Origin of the sequence: Mycolicibacterium wolinskyi, assembly GCF_002101965.1 — a bacterium.
GTDB classification, from domain to species: Bacteria; Actinomycetota; Actinomycetes; order Mycobacteriales; family Mycobacteriaceae; genus Mycobacterium; species Mycobacterium wolinskyi.
In genome coordinates this window covers 38,153-55,472 of record NZ_LQQA01000008.1, presented here as the reverse complement: position 1 = coordinate 55,472, position 17,320 = coordinate 38,153, and the positions used below count along the sequence as shown (strand labels likewise).

15 protein-coding genes are annotated in these 17,320 nt (G+C 66.1%); 8 read left to right on the top strand and 7 right to left on the bottom strand.

The genetic code is table 11. The features are described from left to right. Window positions 1-100 precede the first annotated feature (100 nt). The 5 genes from AWC31_RS06870 to AWC31_RS06850 form a co-directional block, all read right to left on the bottom strand. Complete coding sequence (locus AWC31_RS06870) at window positions 101-1,006, bottom strand: Rv0045c family esterase (protein WP_085143574.1); 906 nt, start codon at window positions 1,004-1,006, stop codon at window positions 101-103. 20 nt (window positions 1,007-1,026) lie between these two features. Next, window positions 1,027-3,783: an ATP-binding protein gene (locus tag AWC31_RS06865; protein WP_085143573.1), complete on the bottom strand. Its 2,757-nt coding sequence runs from the start codon at window positions 3,781-3,783 to the stop codon at window positions 1,027-1,029. A gap of 78 nt (window positions 3,784-3,861) precedes the next feature. Further along, window positions 3,862-4,941, bottom strand: coding sequence for an inositol-3-phosphate synthase (locus AWC31_RS06860; RefSeq protein ID WP_067849993.1), 1,080 nt, complete (start codon window positions 4,939-4,941; stop codon window positions 3,862-3,864). A gap of 66 nt (window positions 4,942-5,007) precedes the next feature. Beyond that, window positions 5,008-5,553 carry a PadR family transcriptional regulator gene (locus AWC31_RS06855; RefSeq protein WP_067849995.1) on the bottom strand — a complete coding sequence of 182 codons (546 nt, stop codon included), beginning with the start codon at window positions 5,551-5,553 and terminating at the stop codon, window positions 5,008-5,010. A 169-nt stretch (window positions 5,554-5,722) separates the two neighbouring features. After that, the gene (locus AWC31_RS06850; RefSeq protein WP_085143572.1) at window positions 5,723-6,577 is read right to left on the bottom strand and encodes a DUF1707 domain-containing protein; all 855 of its coding nucleotides are present in this window, start codon (window positions 6,575-6,577) and stop codon (window positions 5,723-5,725) included. A 69-nt stretch (window positions 6,578-6,646) separates the two neighbouring features. On the opposite strand from AWC31_RS06850, the gene AWC31_RS06845 reads away from it, so the two are divergent. From AWC31_RS06845 to AWC31_RS06835, 3 genes are read left to right on the top strand one after another with little or no spacing between them, the layout of a single operon-like run. Further along, window positions 6,647-7,069: a DUF5318 family protein gene (locus tag AWC31_RS06845; RefSeq protein ID WP_067850108.1), complete on the top strand. Its 423-nt coding sequence runs from the start codon at window positions 6,647-6,649 to the stop codon at window positions 7,067-7,069. After that, the gene (locus AWC31_RS06840) at window positions 7,062-9,530 is read left to right on the top strand and encodes a transglycosylase domain-containing protein (protein ID WP_085143571.1); all 2,469 of its coding nucleotides are present in this window, start codon (window positions 7,062-7,064) and stop codon (window positions 9,528-9,530) included. The genes AWC31_RS06845 and AWC31_RS06840 overlap by 8 nt, the downstream gene beginning before the upstream one ends. Window positions 9,531-9,538: 8 nt before the next feature. After that, window positions 9,539-11,161 carry a glycosyltransferase family 87 protein gene (locus AWC31_RS06835; protein WP_085143641.1) on the top strand — a complete coding sequence of 541 codons (1,623 nt, stop codon included), beginning with the start codon at window positions 9,539-9,541 and terminating at the stop codon, window positions 11,159-11,161. Here the strand turns inward: AWC31_RS06835 and AWC31_RS37655 are convergent. After that, window positions 11,152-11,802 (bottom strand): hypothetical protein, encoded by a 651-nt coding sequence (locus AWC31_RS37655; protein WP_207626315.1) that lies wholly within the window; start codon window positions 11,800-11,802, stop codon window positions 11,152-11,154. The genes AWC31_RS06835 and AWC31_RS37655 overlap by 10 nt on opposite strands. A 190-nt stretch (window positions 11,803-11,992) precedes the next feature. Here AWC31_RS37655 and rpsF point away from each other — a divergent pair, with 190 nt between their 5' ends. From rpsF to dnaB, 5 genes are all read left to right on the top strand, one after another. Next, window positions 11,993-12,283 carry a 30S ribosomal protein S6 gene (gene rpsF, locus AWC31_RS06825; protein WP_067849999.1) on the top strand — a complete coding sequence of 97 codons (291 nt, stop codon included), beginning with the start codon at window positions 11,993-11,995 and terminating at the stop codon, window positions 12,281-12,283. Window positions 12,284-12,355: 72 nt separating this feature from the next. Then, a complete protein-coding gene (locus tag AWC31_RS06820; RefSeq protein ID WP_067850002.1) occupies window positions 12,356-12,859 on the top strand; it encodes a single-stranded DNA-binding protein in 504 nt (167 codons plus the stop codon). 36 nt (window positions 12,860-12,895) lie between these two features. After that, window positions 12,896-13,156, top strand: a complete 261-nt coding sequence (gene rpsR / locus AWC31_RS06815; protein WP_067850004.1) for a 30S ribosomal protein S18 — start codon at window positions 12,896-12,898, stop codon at window positions 13,154-13,156. A gap of 20 nt (window positions 13,157-13,176) precedes the next feature. Beyond that, window positions 13,177-13,632 (top strand): 50S ribosomal protein L9, encoded by a 456-nt coding sequence (rplI, locus tag AWC31_RS06810; RefSeq protein ID WP_085143570.1) that lies wholly within the window; start codon window positions 13,177-13,179, stop codon window positions 13,630-13,632. A gap of 507 nt (window positions 13,633-14,139) precedes the next feature. Further along, window positions 14,140-15,531 carry a replicative DNA helicase gene (dnaB, locus tag AWC31_RS06800; RefSeq protein WP_067850008.1) on the top strand — a complete coding sequence of 464 codons (1,392 nt, stop codon included), beginning with the start codon at window positions 14,140-14,142 and terminating at the stop codon, window positions 15,529-15,531. 178 nt (window positions 15,532-15,709) lie between these two features. On the opposite strand, the gene AWC31_RS06795 is transcribed toward dnaB, so the two are convergent. Beyond that, on the bottom strand, window positions 15,710-17,221 hold the full coding sequence (locus tag AWC31_RS06795; protein WP_085143569.1) for an acyl-CoA carboxylase subunit beta: 1,512 nt from the start codon (window positions 17,219-17,221) through the stop codon (window positions 15,710-15,712). Window positions 17,222-17,320: the final 99 nt, after the last annotated feature.

Genomic DNA, 17,320 nt, shown 5'->3' with positions numbered 1-17,320 from the left:
CGCAGATCCTTCCGCTCGATACCGGCCGAGGGCTGGGCGGCCGGGTCCGGCGGAAACCTACGGGAGTCGAACTAGCAGCGGGTTAACAGCAGGGAACCAGTCAGCTATCAAGAAGTCCACGCAGGATCTGCGCAAGGGCCGCGGGCTGATCGCCCTGGACGGAATGCCCGGAGTCGGCCACCACATGGGTTTGCCGAAAGCCCGGCGCCGTCCTGGCGAACAACTCGGCGTCCTCGTCGTTGACGAAGAACGAGTTGGCGCCGCGGATCAGCGTCGTGGGCATCGTGATCGACGGCACATCGTCCCACAGGCCCTCAAAGCCGTCGCCCTTGCGGAACGAGTCGTAGCGCCATGTCCAGGTGCCGTCGTCGAGTCGCTTCGAATTGTGGAAGACGCCGCGGCGCAACGATTTCCGATCCCGGTGCGGCGCCGCGGCGATCGTGACGTCCAGCATCGCCGGAAAGCTCGGGAAAGTCCGGTTCTCCTGCACGAGCGCCACGGTGCCCATCTGGGCCTTGGTCATCTCGGTGTGGCGTTCGGGGGCCGACGGCGTGACGTCGACGAGCGCGAGCTCGGGCACGAGGCCCGGTTCGGTCGCGGCGATGCGCAACGCGGTCAACCCGCCCAGCGACATCCCGACCACCAGCCGCGGGCTCGGTGCGTACGCGCGCAGCATCGGCTTGAGGGTCTCGGCGTTGAGCTTTGGCCCGTAGTCGCCGTCCTCGCGCCATTGCGAGCGACCATGGCCGGGCAGATCCACCGCGAGCGCGGGCTCGCCGAGGCCCAGGATCACGGTGTCCCACGTGTGGGCGTTCTGGCCGCCGCCGTGCAGGAACACCACGCGTGGCGGTTCGGCACCGAACTTCAGTGCGCTGATCGGTCCGTGCTCGACGCGTTCGACGGCCGGCAGCGGCCCCGTCGCGCCGATCTGCTCGGCGTTCTCGTGCAGGAGCCCGAACTCGTCAAGCCTCAGCAGATCGTCATCGGAGATCTCCGGGTTGGCCACGCACCGACCTTACAAAACGGTCAGCTCGCCCACGAGACCGTGCGCAACTGTCTGCGCGACGTGATCCCGAGCTTGACGAACACCTTGCGCAGGTGCCATTCGACGGTGTGCACGCTGATGAACAACTGCGCGCCGATCTCCTGGTTCGTCAGGCCTTCGCCGGCGAGTTTGGCGATCTGGGCTTCCTGCGCGGTCAGTTCGTCCCCGGTACCGATCGCCTGCTTGCGCGCCTTCTCGCCGGTCGCGACGAGCTCGCGCCGCGCTCGTTCGGCGAAACCCTGCACACCCATCCGGGTGAACGCCTCGTAGGCGTCGTTGAGTTGCTTGCGGGCGTCGAGCTTGCGGTGCACACGTCGCAGCCACTCGCCGTAGGCCAGCCGGGCACGCGCGCCGTGAAGGGCGATCTGCCCGCGTTCGAGCCGCTCGATCGCCTCGCGGAACAGTTCTTCGGCTGTCTCGTCGGCGGCCAGCAGTGCCCGCGCGGTCGCGACCACACCCAACCCCCAGTCCGTGCCGCTGACGCCGGCCCGCTGCTCGAGCAGCAGCAGGGCAGAATCCCCGGTCTCCCGGTCGCCCAGATGTGCTGCGGCCTCGATCATTTCGAACAGGCACCAACTGTAGAACCCGAGATCCTCGTATTCGCAACACCGACGCGCAGCGGCGAGCGCCTCGGCGTAGCGGCCGAGCCCGTTGAACAAGACGGCCGACAGGAACTCGGTGAGGCCCAGCAGCCGGCCTTCCCCCTGTGCGGCGCCGTCCGCGGCTGCGCTCGCGATCAGGTCGGCCGCTTCGCTGTGAACACCACGCCAGGCCGCGAGGTTGAGCGTGTGGTACTTCCTGGGTGCACCGCCCGTCGCGGCGGCGATGGCCGTCGCCTCTTCCAGAAGCCGTGTCGCCGAGTTGAATTCGCCCATGTACACGTGGATTCCGGCACGGTAGACGAGCGCCGGTGACAGCGCCGCGAGTGCGCCGGTGTCGCGCGCATGCCGAACGGTGTCGGTGGCGATGTCGGCCAGCACCTTGTCGTCCCACAGTTCGTGGGCGGCCGATTCCTGCGCGATCGGAAACGGCCAGTGCCGCCCGGCGCGTGGCAATTCGGCGGTGCTCCACGACTGCAGCGCGGTACGGAGGTGGTCAGCGCCTGCACCGGGACCGTCGAGGATACGACTTGCGATGCCGCTCAACAGGAAATCCACCGGCCGGTGCAGTTCGGCGAGTTGGTCGACGGCTGCTCGCGCGGCCCGCGCCACCTCTTCCAGGGTGCCTGCCCCGCCGAGCCTTCCCGCATACATGGCAGCAGCGAGTGCCTCGAGGTGGGTCTCGCGCGCCAAGTCGTCGTCGAGTCCTTCGAGTCCCTTTGCGGCACTGAGTAGTTGCTTGGCGGCTTCGCCCGTCTTGATCGCGCCTGCGGCACCGCTGCGGCTGCGCGCGAACTCCATCTGTGCCCGCATCCGCACGATATGGGCGTGCTGCAACTTGGTGAGCGGAGCCAGTTCGGCCATCGCGAGAAGCTCATAGGCGGCCTCGGGTGCTGCCGCGTCGCGTTTCGCCTGGGCGGCGGCGATCGCTCTGGCCCCGCGAAGGCCCGGGTCCGCGGTGAGGGTGGTGGCGCGCTCCAAGAAGGCGGCCGCTGCCGCGATCCCGCCTCTGCTCTGTGCCCGGCCCGCCGAGGTCTCCAGCATTTCCGCCACCGATTCGTCGGGGCCGGATGCGGCGTTCGCGGCGTGCCACGCGCGGCGGTCGGGATCGAGCTCGGGGTCGGTCGCGTCGGCCAGTGCGCGGTGGATCTCGCGGCGGTCGGTGAGATCGGCGGCCCGGTAGGCGGCTGAACGCATCAAGGGGTGCGCGAAGTGAACGCGCGCACCGAACTCGATGAGCCCCGCTGCTTCGGCCGGTGCGAGTGCGTCGACCGGAATCGCGAGCGCGGTCGCGGCGCGGACGAACAACGCCGCGTCACCGACCGGTTCGGCCGCCGCCAGGAGCAGCAGCCGCTGCGTCGGCTCGGGCAGCGACTTGATGCGGCGCAGGAACTCCTCTTCGATCGCCGCGGTCGACGAGCGCTTGCCGGAGATCCAGAAGCCGCCGGCAAGGGCGGTCGCGGACACACTTCGCGGCACCTCGAGTATCGCCAGCGGTATGCCACGGGTCTCCGCCACGATGCGGTCCCGCACGCGTGGGTCGATGCCCGTCAACAGCACGGAGTCCAAGAGGTCGCGCGCATCGGCGTCGGAGAGCCCCTCGACCACCATCTCCGGGAGGCCGGCAAGGTCGCGTGCCCCGGTGCCGCGCGTCGCGAAGACCAACGCGACCGGTTCGGCCAGCAGGCGCCGGGCCACGAAGGCCAGCGTCTGTAGGGACACCTGATCGAGCCATTGCGCATCGTCGACGATGCAGAGCAGAGGTTTGTCTACGGCCGCCGCGGCGATCAGGCTCAGCACGGCCAGCCCGACCAGGAATCTATCCGGCGCCGTCCCGCCCGTGCGGCCGAACGCGACGTTCAAGGCCTCGCGCTGAGGCTCCGGCAATTCGTCGAGGTAGGTCAGCAGCGGGGCGCACAGCTGCTGCAGGCCGGCGAACGCGAGTTCCATGTCGGATTCCACGCCCGCGACCTGGACGCGCCGAAACCCTGACGCCTGCTCCGAAAGGTATTCGAGGAGTGCGGTTTTCCCGACACCCGCCTCGCCGCGCAGTGCCAGCACCCGGCAGCTGCCCGATCGCACTGTCGATATCAGACTACGCAGCGCCTCGCATTCGCTCTCGCGACCACGCAGACTCATTGCCTGACCTTATAAAACGCGGCTTGTGGAGCCCTAACCGTGCTGCGCACGGATAAGACTCCACAAGCCGCGGGATGACTAGCTCTCGATGAAGGTTTCGAGCTGCGCGCGAGCGACATCGTCGGGCAGCTGCTTCGGCGGGCTCTTCATGAGGTAGGCCGAGGCCGCCTCGACGGGGCCGCCGATACCGCGGTCCTTGGCGATCTTGGCGGCGCGGACCGCGTCGATGATGACGCCTGCCGAGTTGGGGGAGTCCCACACCTCGAGCTTGTACTCCAGGTTCAGCGGCACGTCGCCGAAGGCACGGCCCTCAAGGCGCACGTAGGCCCACTTGCGGTCGTCGAGCCAGCCGACGTGATCGGACGGGCCGATGTGGACGTCCTTGGTCTTGAACTCGCGCTGCAGGTTGCTGGTGACGGCCTGCGTCTTGGAGATCTTCTTGGACTCGAGGCGTTCACGCTCGAGCATGTTGAGGAAGTCCATGTTGCCGCCGACGTTGAGCTGCATCGTGCGGTCGAGCTGTACGCCGCGGTCCTCGAACAGCTTGGCCATCACGCGGTGGGTGATGGTCGCGCCGACCTGGCTCTTGATGTCGTCGCCGACGATCGGCACGCCTGCGTCTTCGAACTTCTTGGCCCACACCGGATCCGAGGCGATGAACACCGGCAGCGCGTTGACGAACGCGACGTTGGCGTCGATTGCGCACTGGGCGTAGAACTTGTCGGCCTCTTCGGAACCCACGGGCAGGTAGGAGACCAGGACATCGACCTTGGCGTCCTTGAGCGCCTTGACGACGTCGACCGGATCGGTGTCGGACACCTCGATCGTGTCGGCGTAGTACTTGCCGATGCCGTCGAGGGTCGGGCCGCGCTGCACCGTCACGTTGGTCGGCGGCACGTCGGCGATCTTGATGGTGTTGTTCTCGGAGGCGAAGATGGCCTCGGACAGATCGAAGCCGACCTTCTTGGCGTCCACGTCGAACGCGGCCACGAATTTCACGTCCCGGACGTGGTAGGGGCCGAACTTGACGTGCATCAGGCCGGGCACGGTCGTGTTCTCGTCGGCGTTCTGGTAGTACTGCACGCCCTGCACAAGGGAGGATGCGCAGTTGCCGACGCCGACAATGGCGACCCGGATTTCTCCTGCGTGCTCAGACATGGACGGTCTCCTTACTCGTTCCGTACTGCTCGGCCAGCGGCCTATGTTGTGGTGTCATGGCGGTGCTCAGGTGTTTTCGGGGCGTCCCTGCGCTGTGCGTTCCGCCGCGATCAACTCGTTGAGCCATTTGACTTCTCGTTCGCTGGACTCCAGACCCAGCTGGTGGAGCTGGCGGGTGTACCGGTCGAACGAACTGCTGGCCCGCGCGACTGCTTCACGCAGACCTTCCCGGCGTTCCTCCACCTGGCGGCGGCGCCCCTCCAGAATTCGCATCCTGGCCTCGGCCGGGGTGCGGTTGAAGAAGGCGAGGTGGACACCGAATCCGTCGTCGGAATAGTTCTGCGGTCCGGTGTCGGCGACGAGCTCGGTGAACCGCTGCTTGCCGGCGTCGGTCAATTGGTAGACCCGGCGCGCGCGGCGCACTTTCGTCGCCCCCTGCGGTGCGGCGTCCTCGACGATCAGCCCATCGGCCTGCATGCGGCGCAGTGCCGGATAGAGCGAGCCGTACGAGAACGCCCGAAAAGCCCCCAACAAACCCGTCAGTCGCTTGCGCAGCTCGTAGCCGTGCATGGGCGATTCGAGCAGAAGACCCAGAATCGCGAGCTCCAGCACGTAAATCACCCCCTCAACCGAACTATGGATTGTCGCTACGACGAATCAACACCTCGGCCAACTGTATCGCGCCGATATATTGAGTGCCAAGCCGGGATGACAAAGTAATTGCTTTGTCACGTTGGAGTGGCGCGCGAGGCCGGGCGTCACGCCAGCGTGACGCGGCGTGTCAGCGGCTGCTGCGGTAGATCTCTTTGACCGTGCCGTCCGGATAGAGGTCGATGGTTCCGCCACCGAAATCACTGCTGACGATCACTTCGACGTTGACGAGTTCGGGCGTCGACGGGTCTCCCGACGGGGTGATGCGCAGCCAGGAACTGCTCACGTCCTCGGGCTTGGTGTTGAGCGTTTCGGGTGCGCCCCGCAGGATGGCCAGCGCCTTCTCGACGTCGAACTTCGCGAGGTCGACCAACCGGTCCTCTTGGTCGACCGCGTCGGGCGATTGCGGGTCACCCCACCCGCCCACATAGCGGTAGTAGACCTCTTTGCGGCTGTCCTGCGGGTCGGGCCGGTACAACATCGCCGAATCGGGGTCGATGTGCAGCTCGTAGCCCATCGTGTTGCCGAACTTGTTCCGCATCTGCTGGAACAGCCCGTTGACGCCGTTGAGGCTCTGCAACTGCCGGGGTGGCGTGAGCACCTCGGCGGCGATGCCGTCGGCTTTGGCGCCCGGGTCGGTCTGGAAGCTCAGCGGCGAGGACGTGTTGCCGTACAGGCCCCAGCCGATGCCCATACCGAGCAGCACCAGCACCACGGCCGTCGCGAGCTTGAATCCCCAGCCACCTGAACCGGGCCGCCGCGGTTGCTTGAGTGTCGGCAGCTGGACCGGCGCGTTGGAGTTCTGCAGATCGGCGACCAGGGCCGCCAGCTCGCCGAGTGTGGTGGCGTTGGTGGCGGCGCTCACGCGCTGGCGGTGCTCCTCCATCGACAGCTGGCCCTCGCTCAGCGCGCTGTCGAGCACTTTGCAGGTGTCGTTGCGATCGCTGTCTTTGGCGCGTGTAGCCGAGGTCTGCCGGGTTGCCACGCGGATGATCGTATGAGCTGTGACGCGGTCGCGCCTCGGTCTCTGGGGTGCCGACGTACTCTGGTCATCGTGCGATTGCAGAGACAGGTGGTGGACTACGCGCTTCGGCGCCGGTCCCTGCTGGCCGAGGTCTACTCGGGCCGCACGGGTGTGTCGGAGGTCTGCGATGCCAATCCGTATTTGCTGCGTGCCGCGAAATTCCACGGCAAGCAGAGCTCGGTGATGTGCCCGATCTGTCGCAAAGAACAGCTCACGTTGGTTTCCTGGGTGTTCGGGGAACACCTGGGTCCAGTGTCGGGATCGGCACGCACGGCAGAGGAGCTGGTGATGCTGGCCAGCCGCTATGACGAGTTCGCGGTACACGTGGTGGAGGTATGTCGGACCTGCAGTTGGAATCACTTGGTGAAGTCGTACGTGCTCGGCGCCCCTCGGCCTCCGAAGGCGCGCGGCACCCGATCTGCGCGCAAGTCCGCGCGCACGGCCAGTGAATAGCGAAGGGCGCCACAGCCGGTCAGCCAACGACGTCCGTAACGCGGCTGACCGCCTTGGTGCACGCCAGAAGCCACCGGCCCGGCCGGCTCGTTCCGGACCCGGGGTCCCGCCCGACGACCGGTTGACGACTGTGCTGCCGCCCGTCCGTGACGGCGGCCCGGCGCAGATCGACGTCGTCAAAGCCGCGCTGGAAGGCACGCCGCCCCCGAAACCACCGCCGCCCCCGCCGGGCGGCGGCGGACCGTCGGGACCCGGTGGCCCGTCGGGTCCGAAGCCGCCCAAGCCGGGCAAGCAGTTCCGGATCAACTGGAAGTGGGTGCGCCGCGGGTCCATCGCCGCGGTGGCGGTCATGGTGCTGTTGCCGTTGGTGACCTTCGGTATGGCCTACATGATCGTCGACGTCCCGCAGCCCGGCGACATCCGCACCGCCCAGGTCTCGACCATCCTGGCCAGCGACGGCAGTGAGATCGCCAAGATCGTGCCGCCAGAAGGCAACCGGGTCGACGTCAAGATCGACCAGATTCCGGTGCACGTGCGCGACGCGGTGATGGCCGCAGAAGACCGGGACTTCTACTCCAACCCGGGCTTCTCGTTCACGGGCTTCCTGCGGGCCATCAAGAACAACCTGTTCGGCGGCGGCGGTCTGCAGGGCGGGTCGACGATCACCCAGCAGTACGTCAAGAACGCACTCGTCGGCGACGAGCGTTCCGGTGTCGGCGGCTTGGTCCGTAAGGCCAAGGAGCTGGTCATCTCGACCAAGATGGCCGGTGAGTGGTCCAAAGACTCTGTGCTGCAGGCGTATCTGAACATCATCTACTTCGGCCGCGGCTCATACGGGATCGCGGCGGCCTCGCAGGCGTACTTCGGAAAACCCGTCGAACAGCTCACCGTCGCCGACGGCGCACTGCTGGCCGCACTGATCCAGCGGCCCTCGACGCTCGACCCCGCCGTGGACCCCGAAGGTGCCGCCGACCGGTGGAACTGGGTGCTCGACGGCATGGTCGACATCGGCGCGCTGTCGGAAAGTGACCGCAAGGCACAGGTTTTCCCGCCGACGATCCCGCCCGATCAGGCCACCCAGCAGAACCAGACCACCGGGCCCAACGGGCTCATCGAACGCCAGGTCACCAAGGAACTCCTCGATCTGTTCGACATCAGCGAGCAGGCGTTGAACACCGAGGGTCTGCAGATCACCACGACGATCGACCCCAAGGCGCAGAAGGCTGCCGAGGAGGCCGTCGCGGAGTACATGGACGGCCAGGATCCCGACATGCGGACGGCGGTGGTGTCGATCGATCCACGCGACGGCGCGGTCAAGGCCTATTACGGCGGATCGGACGCCAACGGGTTCGACTTCGCCCAGGCCGGGCTGCCGACGGGCTCGTCGTTCAAGGTGTTCGCGCTCGTGGCCGCGCTGCAGCAGGGCATCGGGCTGGGGTACCAGATCGACAGCTCGCCGCTCACGGTCAACGGCATCAAGATCGGCAACGTCGAAGGTGAGGGCTGCGGCACCTGCTCGATCGCCGAGGCGCTCAAACGCTCGCTCAACACGAGCTATTACCGGCTGATGCTCAAGCTGCAGAACGGACCCGAGGACGTCGCCAAGGCCGCGCACGAGGCCGGCGTCGCCGAGAGCTTCCCCGGCGTCGAGCACACGCTGTCCGAGGACGGCAAGGGCGGCCCGCCGAACAACGGTGTGGTGCTCGGCCAGTACCAGTCCCGCGTCATCGACATGGCCTCCGCCTACGCGACGCTCGCGGCGTCGGGCGTCTACCACAAGCCGCACTTCGTGCAGAAGGTCGTGAACTCCTCGGGGCAGGTGCTCTTCGACGCGTCCGAGCAGGACAACGGCGAACAGCGCATCGACAAGGCCGTGGCCGACAACGTCACCGCGGCGATGCAGCCGATCGCCGGGTACTCGCGCGGGCACAACCTCGCGGGCGGGCGTCCATCGGCGGCGAAGACCGGAACCAACCAGCTCGGCGACACGGGCGCCAACCGCGACGCCTGGATGGTGGGTTACACGCCGTCGCTGTCGACCGCGGTGTGGGTGGGTACCACCGGTGGCGACAAACCGCTTGAGAACCAATGGGGTTCACCGGTCTACGGATCCGGGCTGCCGTCCGACATCTGGAAGGCCACGATGGACGGCGCGCTGGAGGACACCGAGAACGAGTCCTTCCCGAAGCCGACCGAGATCGGCGGCTACGCGGGTGTGCCGCAGGCGCCGGCCGCGCCGGCCGGACCGCCGACATCCGGTCCGCCGACCATCCCCACAGTCCCGTCGCAGACCGTCATCCAGCCGACCATCGAGGTGGCTCCGGGCATCACGATCCCGATCGGGCCTCCGACGACCGTGCCGATCGGACCGCCGCCAGGCGCTCCGGGTGTGCCTGTGGCGCCGGGTGCGCCGGGTGTCCCGGTCGTGCCGGGTGGTCCGGCACAGCCGCCGCCTCCGTGACGGACCGCATATCGCCGGAGCCGCTCGCGGGGGACCTGCGGAGCGCCGACGACCGCGACCTGCCCAGCCGCACCGACGGTCTGAGTTCGGCGCTGTCACAGGTGATCGGCGGCCCGGTCGGTCGGCATGCGCTGATCGGCCGGTCGCGGTTCATGACGCCGCTGCGCGCGATGCTCGTGATCGCGGTGGTGTTCCTGGCGCTCGGTTACACGACCAAGGCGGCCTGCCTGCAGAGCACCGGGTCCGGCACCGCCGGGCAGCGGGTGGCCAACTGGGAGAACAACCGCGCCTACTACGAGCTCTGCTACTCCGACACCGTCCCGCTCTACACCGCAGAGTTGTTGAACCAGGGGAAGTTTCCCTACAAGTCGAGTTGGATCGAGAAGGACGGCTCCGGCAAGCCACGGGTGCAGTACGACGGCAGTCCGGCGATCCGCTACATGGAATATCCGGTGATCACCGGTGTCTACCAATACGTCTCGATGACGTTGGCGAAGACGTACACCGCACTCACCAAACTCGTGGCGATCCCGATCGTCGCCGAGGTCGTGATGTTCTTCAACATCGCCGCGTTCGGTTTGGCGCTCGCGTGGATGGCGACGATCTGGGCGACGTCGCGAATGGCGGGCCGACGCGTGTGGGACGCCGCACTGGTGGCCGGGTCCCCGATCGTGATCTTCCAGATCTTCACCAACTTCGACGCGCTGGCCACCGCCGCCGCGGCCGGGGCCATGCTCGCCTGGGCCCGGCGAAAACCCGTGCTGGCCGGTGCGCTGATCGGGCTCGGAGTCGCGGCCAAGCTCTATCCGCTGCTGCTCCTGGCGCCGCTCGTGATGCTCGCGGTACGGGCGGGCCGGCTCCGCGAGGTCGGCAAGACCACGCTGACGGCGGTGCTGACCTGGTTGGTGGTGAACCTTCCGATCATGGTGTTGTTCCCGCGGGGCTGGTCGGAGTTCTTCCGGCTCAACACCCGCCGCGGTGACGACATGGACTCGCTGTACAACGTGGTGAAGTCGTTCACCAACTGGGGCGGGTTCGATCCGGAGCTCGGCTTCTGGGAGCCGCCGACGGTGCTCAACACCGTGACGGCGATGCTGTTCGCGGCGTGCTGTATCGCGATCGGCTACATCGCCTTGACCGCGCCGAAGCGCCCGCGCGTCGCGCAACTCGCGTTCCTCGTGGTCGCGGCGTTCCTGTTGACCAACAAGGTGTGGAGCCCGCAGTTCTCGCTGTGGCTCGTGCCGTTGGCCGTGCTGGCGCTACCGCATCGCCGAATCCTGTTGGCGTGGATGACGATCGATGCGCTCGTGTGGATACCGCGCATGCTCTACCTCTACGGCGAGGCCAACAAGGGCCTGCCCGAGCAGTGGTTCACCACCACGGTGCTACTGCGCGACATCGCTGTGATCGTGCTGTGTGCGTTGGTGATCCGGCAGATCTACCGACCGGAATTGGACCTGGTCCGGTGGGGCGGGCGCATCGATGACCCGACCGGCGGCGTGTTCGACGGCGCACCCGACAACCCGCCGCGCTGGCTGCCTGATTGGCTTCGGCCATCCGCGGGCCGCGTGCGGATCGAACCCAGGCCCGATCCCGAACCCGAGCCCGCCTCGGCGGGTACTCAGCCCTGATACGGCGGATAGTACTGCGGCGCAACGGGATTGCGCTTCGCCTGGATCCACGCGGTCGTCGACGGCAGTAACACCAGCACGAGCGTCGCGATCGGGAAGATCAGGCCGAGCACGGCATATCCGTTACCGCCGCCGTAGGTCTCGTAGCGGGCCATGACGGCGGCACTCAGGCCGAGGTTCAGCAGGCTGCCCAGCATGGTGATGGCGCACCCCGAGACGACGAGCCAGCGCCCGATCATCTTGCGTTGCATCAGCGTTATCGTCCCGCCCAGGAGCAGCAGTCCGGCCACGATGCTCGCGAACACCCCGAGGATCAGCACGGCGAACACTCCGCCGGAGACGTCTGACACGGACTCGAACGCCGAGTCGTTGCTGAGCGCGATGAGCCCGATCAGGCCGAGCAGACCACCGCCGAGGTTCGCCAACGTGCCGAGCCCGGCCAGCACGATCGCGGTGATCGCGGTGCCGCCACTCGGTGAGGCAGGTTGCATGGGTTGGTACTGGTAGGCGCCCGGATAGCCGGGCTGTTGAGGATAGCCCTGCTGCTGGTAGTTGGGCTGCTGCTGGGGATAGCCGGGCTGCTGGGGATAGCCGGGCTGCCCGGGGTATCCCTGGCCGTAGGGCCCGTTCGGATAGTTCACGCAACCGCCTCGGCTAGATGGACCTGCATGGACAAGGAATTCAGCCTAACGCCAGACGGCAGCCCCGGACAGCACCGATTTCGCAGTTCAGGGCGTGTTCAGGTAGCCTGGGCCGGTTGCCGACGCAGGCGACCCTCCTGCCACGGAACACGCCGTGGCCGCGACGACCATAGGAGGTGATGAGGTTCTAATGCGTCCATACGAAATCATGGTCATTCTCGACCCCACACTTGACGAGCGCACCGTAGCTCCCTCGCTGGAGACGTTCCTGAACGTCGTCCGCAAGGACGGCGGGACTGTCGACAAGGTCGACATCTGGGGCCGTCGCCGGCTGGCGTACGAGATCGCCAAGCATGCCGAGGGCATCTACGCCGTCGTCGACGTCAAGGCTGAGCCGGCCACCGTGTCCGAGCTCGACCGTCAGCTCAACCTGAACGAGTCGGTGCTGCGGACCAAGGTGCTGCGGACCGACAAGCACTAGGCGAAGCGCTGCAGCCTGTCATGCAGGTTGCGTAGGCTCGCGCCCAACTGTCCGTCCACTCAGGAGGATCTCGTGGCTGGTGACACCACCATCACCGTTGTCGGAAACCTGACCGCCGACCCGGAACTGCGATTCACGCCGTCCGGCGCTGCCGTCGCCAACTTCACCGTTGCGTCGACGCCGCGCATCTACGACCGCCAGAGCGGTGAGTGGAAGGACGGCGAGGCCCTGTTCCTGCGGTGCAACATCTGGCGTGAGGCCGCCGAAAATGTGGCCGAAAGCCTGACCCGCGGTTCGCGGGTGATCGTCACCGGGCGGCTCAAGCAGCGTTCCTTCGAAACCCGCGAGGGTGAGAAGCGCACCGTTGTCGAGGTCGAGGTCGACGAGATCGGTCCGTCCCTGCGTTACGCCACGGCCAAGGTCAACAAGGCCAGCCGTAGCGGCGGCGGGGGTGGCGGCGGCTTCGGCGGTGGCGGCGGCGGTGGGTCGCGCCAGTCCGAGCCCAAGGACGATCCATGGGGCAGCGCCCCGGCGTCGGGCTCGTTCAGCGGGGCCGACGACGAGCCGCCCTTCTGATCAACAACGAATTTTTTTGCAAGGAAGAGATAACCAATGGCCAAGACCAACAAGCGTCGGCCGGCACCGGAAAAGCCGGTCAAGACCCGTAAGTGCGTGTTCTGCTCCAAGAAGGGCAAGGGGCAGGTCATCGACTACAAGGACACCGCACTGCTGCGTACCTACATCAGCGAGCGCGGCAAGATCCGTGCCCGCCGGGTGACCGGTAACTGTGTCCAGCATCAGCGCGACGTCGCCGTCGCGGTCAAGAATGCCCGTGAGGTGGCTCTGCTGCCGTTCGGCTCGTCGACGCGCTAGAGCCAGGAACGGAGAGACAAATGAAGCTGATTCTCACCGCTGAGGTGGAGCACCTGGGTGTCGCAGGCGACACCGTCGAGGTCAAGGACGGCTACGGCCGTAACTACCTCCTGCCCCGTGGGCTGGCGATCGTGGCGTCGCGTGGCGCCGAGCGCCAGGCCGACGAGATCCGCCGGGCCCGCGAGTCCAAGGCCATCCGTGGCCTCGAGCACGCCAACGAGCTCAAGACCGCGCTCGAGAACCTCGGCGAGGTGTCGCTGCCCGTCAACGCCGCTGCCGATACCGGCAAGCTGTTCGGTTCGGTCACCGCGGCTGATGTCGTGTCGGTGATCAAGAAGGCCGGCGGGCCCAATCTCGACAAGCGGACCGTGCAGCTGCCCAAGGCGCACATCAAGTCCGTCGGCACGCATCCGGTGACCGTGAAGCTGCACACTGGCGTCGAAGCCAAGGTGTCGCTGAACGTCGTGGCTGAGTGAGTAGCGGGCCAGTCGCCGCGTAGTACCGCCAGCGTTGATACGCCCGGGTGAGGACCTTAGCCTCCTTACCCGGGCGTTGCTGTCCCGGCTGGCGAACACTGTGCGTAAAAACCTCGACAGCGAAGCTAACCGACTGTTAACCCAGGCGGCCCTTCCGCGAAACACAACACGCCCGAGACGGCAACCAGCAGCGACACGCCGAGGAACTTCCCATCCACAGTGATCCACCGGGTCTCTGGCATCCTGACCTCGGAAAACAGTGGATCACAACGCGGTAATCCACAGGTTCTCCCCAACGAGTCAACACGCCTGCCCACAGATATCCCCATGCCATCCACAGGTTCATCAACAGGCCGACTTTTGGAGGCCTCCAGCAACGCCTAACGTGTTGCGTCGCGGCGCCATTTCGACGACTTGTCAGCGCCCTGTTTTACAGTTGCAGTACCGATTCGAATACACGTTCGAGCTTGTCGGCCGGGCAGGTCTCGTGAGGGGGTGGGTAGTCCGTTGGCTGTCGTGGACGACCTGGGACATCCGGATGGGCATGCCGGTATGGATGGGCCGCCGCCAAGCGAGGAATTCGGTCGCCAGCCCCCGCAGGACATGGCCGCCGAACAAGCCGTCCTCGGCGGCATGCTCCTTTCGAAGGATGCCATCGCCGATGTGCTCGAGCGGCTGCGTCCCGGCGACTTCTACCGTCCCGCCCACCAGAACGTCTACGACGCGATCCTCGACCTCTACGGGCGTGGCGAGCCCGCCGACGCCGTCACCGTGGCCGCCGAGCTCGACCGCCGCGGCCTGCTGCGCCGCATCGGCGGGGCGCCCTATCTGCACACCCTGATCTCCACCGTGCCCACCGCCGCGAACGCCGGCTTCTACGCGGGCATCGTGGCCGAGAAGTCACTGCTGCGCCGGCTCGTCGAGGCCGGCACGCGCGTCGTCCAGTACGGCTACGCCGGGGCCGACGGCGCCGACGTCACCGAGGTGGTCGACCGCGCGCAGGCCGAGATCTACGACGTCACCGAACGCCGCGCCTCCGAGGACTTCGTGCCCCTCGAGGACCTCCTGCAGCCGACGATGGACGAGATCGACGCCATCGCCTCCCAAGGCGGTATCGCCCGCGGTGTCCCCACCGGCTTCACCGAACTCGACGAGATCACCAACGGACTCCACGCCGGCCAGATGATCATCATCGCCGCGCGGCCGGGTGTGGGGAAATCGACTCTGGGACTTGACTTTATGCGGTCCTGCTCGATCAAGCACCGGATGGCCAGCGTCATCTTCTCGCTCGAAATGAGCAAGTCCGAGATCGTCATGCGGCTGCTGTCGGCCGAGGCGAAAATCAAGCTGGGCGATATGCGTTCGGGTCGTATGAGCGACGACGACTGGACCCGTCTCGCTCGCCGCATGAGCGAGATCAGCGAGGCGCCGCTCTACATCGATGACTCGCCGAACTTGACCATGATGGAAATCCGCGCAAAGGGCCGACGGCTGGCTCAGAAAGCGGATCTACGTCTCGTAGTGGTCGACTATATGCAGCTGATGAGCTCTGGAAAGAAATACGAATCTCGACAGCAAGAAGTGTCGGACTTTTCGCGTAGCCTGAAATTGATGGCGAAAGAATTGGATGTCCCGGTCGTGGCAATCAGCCAGCTCAACCGTGGCCCGGAACAACGTACCGACAAGCGCCCTCAAGTCTCTGACCTGCGTGAAAGTGGTAGCCTGGAACAGGATGCGGATATGGTCATGCTCTTGCATCGGCCCGACGCAATTGACCGCGACGACCCCCGCGGCGGTGAAGCCGATATTATTTTGGGCAAGCACCGAAATGGCCCGACGGCGAATATCACCGTCGCGCACCAGCTGCATTTTTCGCGGTTTACGAATATGGCGCGATAAATCTCGCCGCCGCCGTCACTGTAGATTCTCATTCGCGGGGTCATATTCTCAAGTGGGCTGTCATCCGCTTGTCATTTGGACACTGAAGTGAGATCACGGGCTTTGCCTGTGGCTGAAGGCGTGGTGCCTGTACGCGGCGACCACACGGCCGGTCCTTCATCTTGCGCAGTCGTATGGGTTAGATGGGGGTTAGTCCAGTCTTGCGGAGCACGCGGCCGTGATTCTGTTTGTCCCGCAATAGCTTTAGCGACTTTCTGAGCAGTAGGCGGGTTTCATGGGGCTGGATCACGGCGTCGATGTAGCCGCGTTCTGCGGCGATCCAGGGTGTTGCCATAGTGGTGTTGTAGCCGGCGATGAAGTCGGCCTTGATCTTCTGTACTTCGGGAGCGGTGGGGTCCGGGAACCGTTTGACCAGGAGATGGGCGGCGCCTTCAGCTCCGATGACGGCTATTTGGGCTGTGGGCCAGGCGTAGTTGAGGTCAGCGGCGAGCTGCTTGGATCCCATCACGGCGTGCGCGCCGCCGTAGGACTTGCGGATGGTCACGGTCACTTTCGGGACATCGGCTTCCCCGACCGCGAAGAGGAATCGCCCGCCGCGTTTGATGATGCCGCTTTTCTCCTGCGCGGCGCCGGGTAGGAATCCTGGCGTGTCGACGACGAATACCAGGGGCGTGTTGAGTGCGTGGCAGAACCGGACGAACCGCGCGGCCTTATCGGAAGCCTCGTTGTCGATGGCCCCAGACATATGTATTGGCTGGTTGGCGATCACGCCGACCGGGTGCCCATCGATGCGGGCGTAGCCGGTGATGATGGCGAGCCCGGCCTGGCCGCCGACTTCCAGGAAGTCGCCGTCATCGAAGATGCGCAGCAAGATTTCGTGCATGTCGTAGGCGGTGTTGTCGGCGTCGGGGACGATGGTGTCCAGTTCCAGGTCGTAGGAGGTGATCTCGGGTTCAAGGCCCGGGTTCACGATCGGTGCCTCGTCGAAGCAGTTCGACGGAAGAAAGGCCAGGAAGTCTCGGACGTACTGAAATGCCGCGGCCTCTGACTCCACGACCTGATGGATGTTTCCGTAGCGCGCTTGCGCGTCGGCGCCGCCGAGCTCGTCGAAGGTGATGACTTCGCCGGTGATGTCTTTGATGATGTCGGGGCCGGTGACAAACATGTATCCCTGGTCGCGGACGGCCACGATGAGGTCGGTCTGAATCGGCGAATACACCGCCCCGCCAGCACATTTACCCACGATCAGCGAGATTTGTGGCACCAAACCGGACAGCATCTCGTGGCGGTAACCCAACTCGGCGTACCACGCCAACGATGTCGCCGCGTCTTGGATGCGGGCACCGCCGGAGTCGTTGATGCCGATGATCGGGCACGCGGACCGCGCGCACCATTCCATGAGTTTGGCGACCTTGCGGCCAAACATCTCGCCGACGCTGCCGCCGAAGACAGTCTGGTCGTGCGAGAACACTCCCACGGGTCGTCCCGCAATGGTCCCGTAGCCGGTGACGACGCCGTCGCTGTATAGGGCGTTGGGATCTCCCGGTGTGCGGACGAGGGCGCCGATCTCCAGGAAACTGCCGGGGTCGAGCAGCGCCAGGACCCTGGACCGAGCGCTCGGAACACCCTTGGCGTCGCGCTTTGCTGCAGCCTGTGCTCCACCCGGCTCCTGCGCTGTGCGTAGCCGCATGCGCAGTTCCGCGAGCTTCCGATCGGTAGAGCCGGTCACATCGTCCTCCCACTGTCACGGCAGATCTAAGCTAGATAGTGGAAATATCCACTGGAGGAT

Coding starts and splice junctions, on each gene's coding strand:
- rpsF (WP_067849999.1), top strand. CDS start 11,993: ATGCGTCCATACGAAATCATGGTCATTCTCGACCCCACACTTGACGAG.
- rplI (WP_085143570.1), top strand. CDS start 13,177: ATGAAGCTGATTCTCACCGCTGAGGTGGAGCACCTGGGTGTCGCAGGC.
- rpsR (WP_067850004.1), top strand. CDS start 12,896: ATGGCCAAGACCAACAAGCGTCGGCCGGCACCGGAAAAGCCGGTCAAG.
- AWC31_RS06795 (WP_085143569.1), bottom strand. CDS start 17,221: ATGCGGCTACGCACAGCGCAGGAGCCGGGTGGAGCACAGGCTGCAGCA.
- AWC31_RS06860 (WP_067849993.1), bottom strand. CDS start 4,941: ATGTCTGAGCACGCAGGAGAAATCCGGGTCGCCATTGTCGGCGTCGGC.
- AWC31_RS06865 (WP_085143573.1), bottom strand. CDS start 3,783: ATGAGTCTGCGTGGTCGCGAGAGCGAATGCGAGGCGCTGCGTAGTCTG.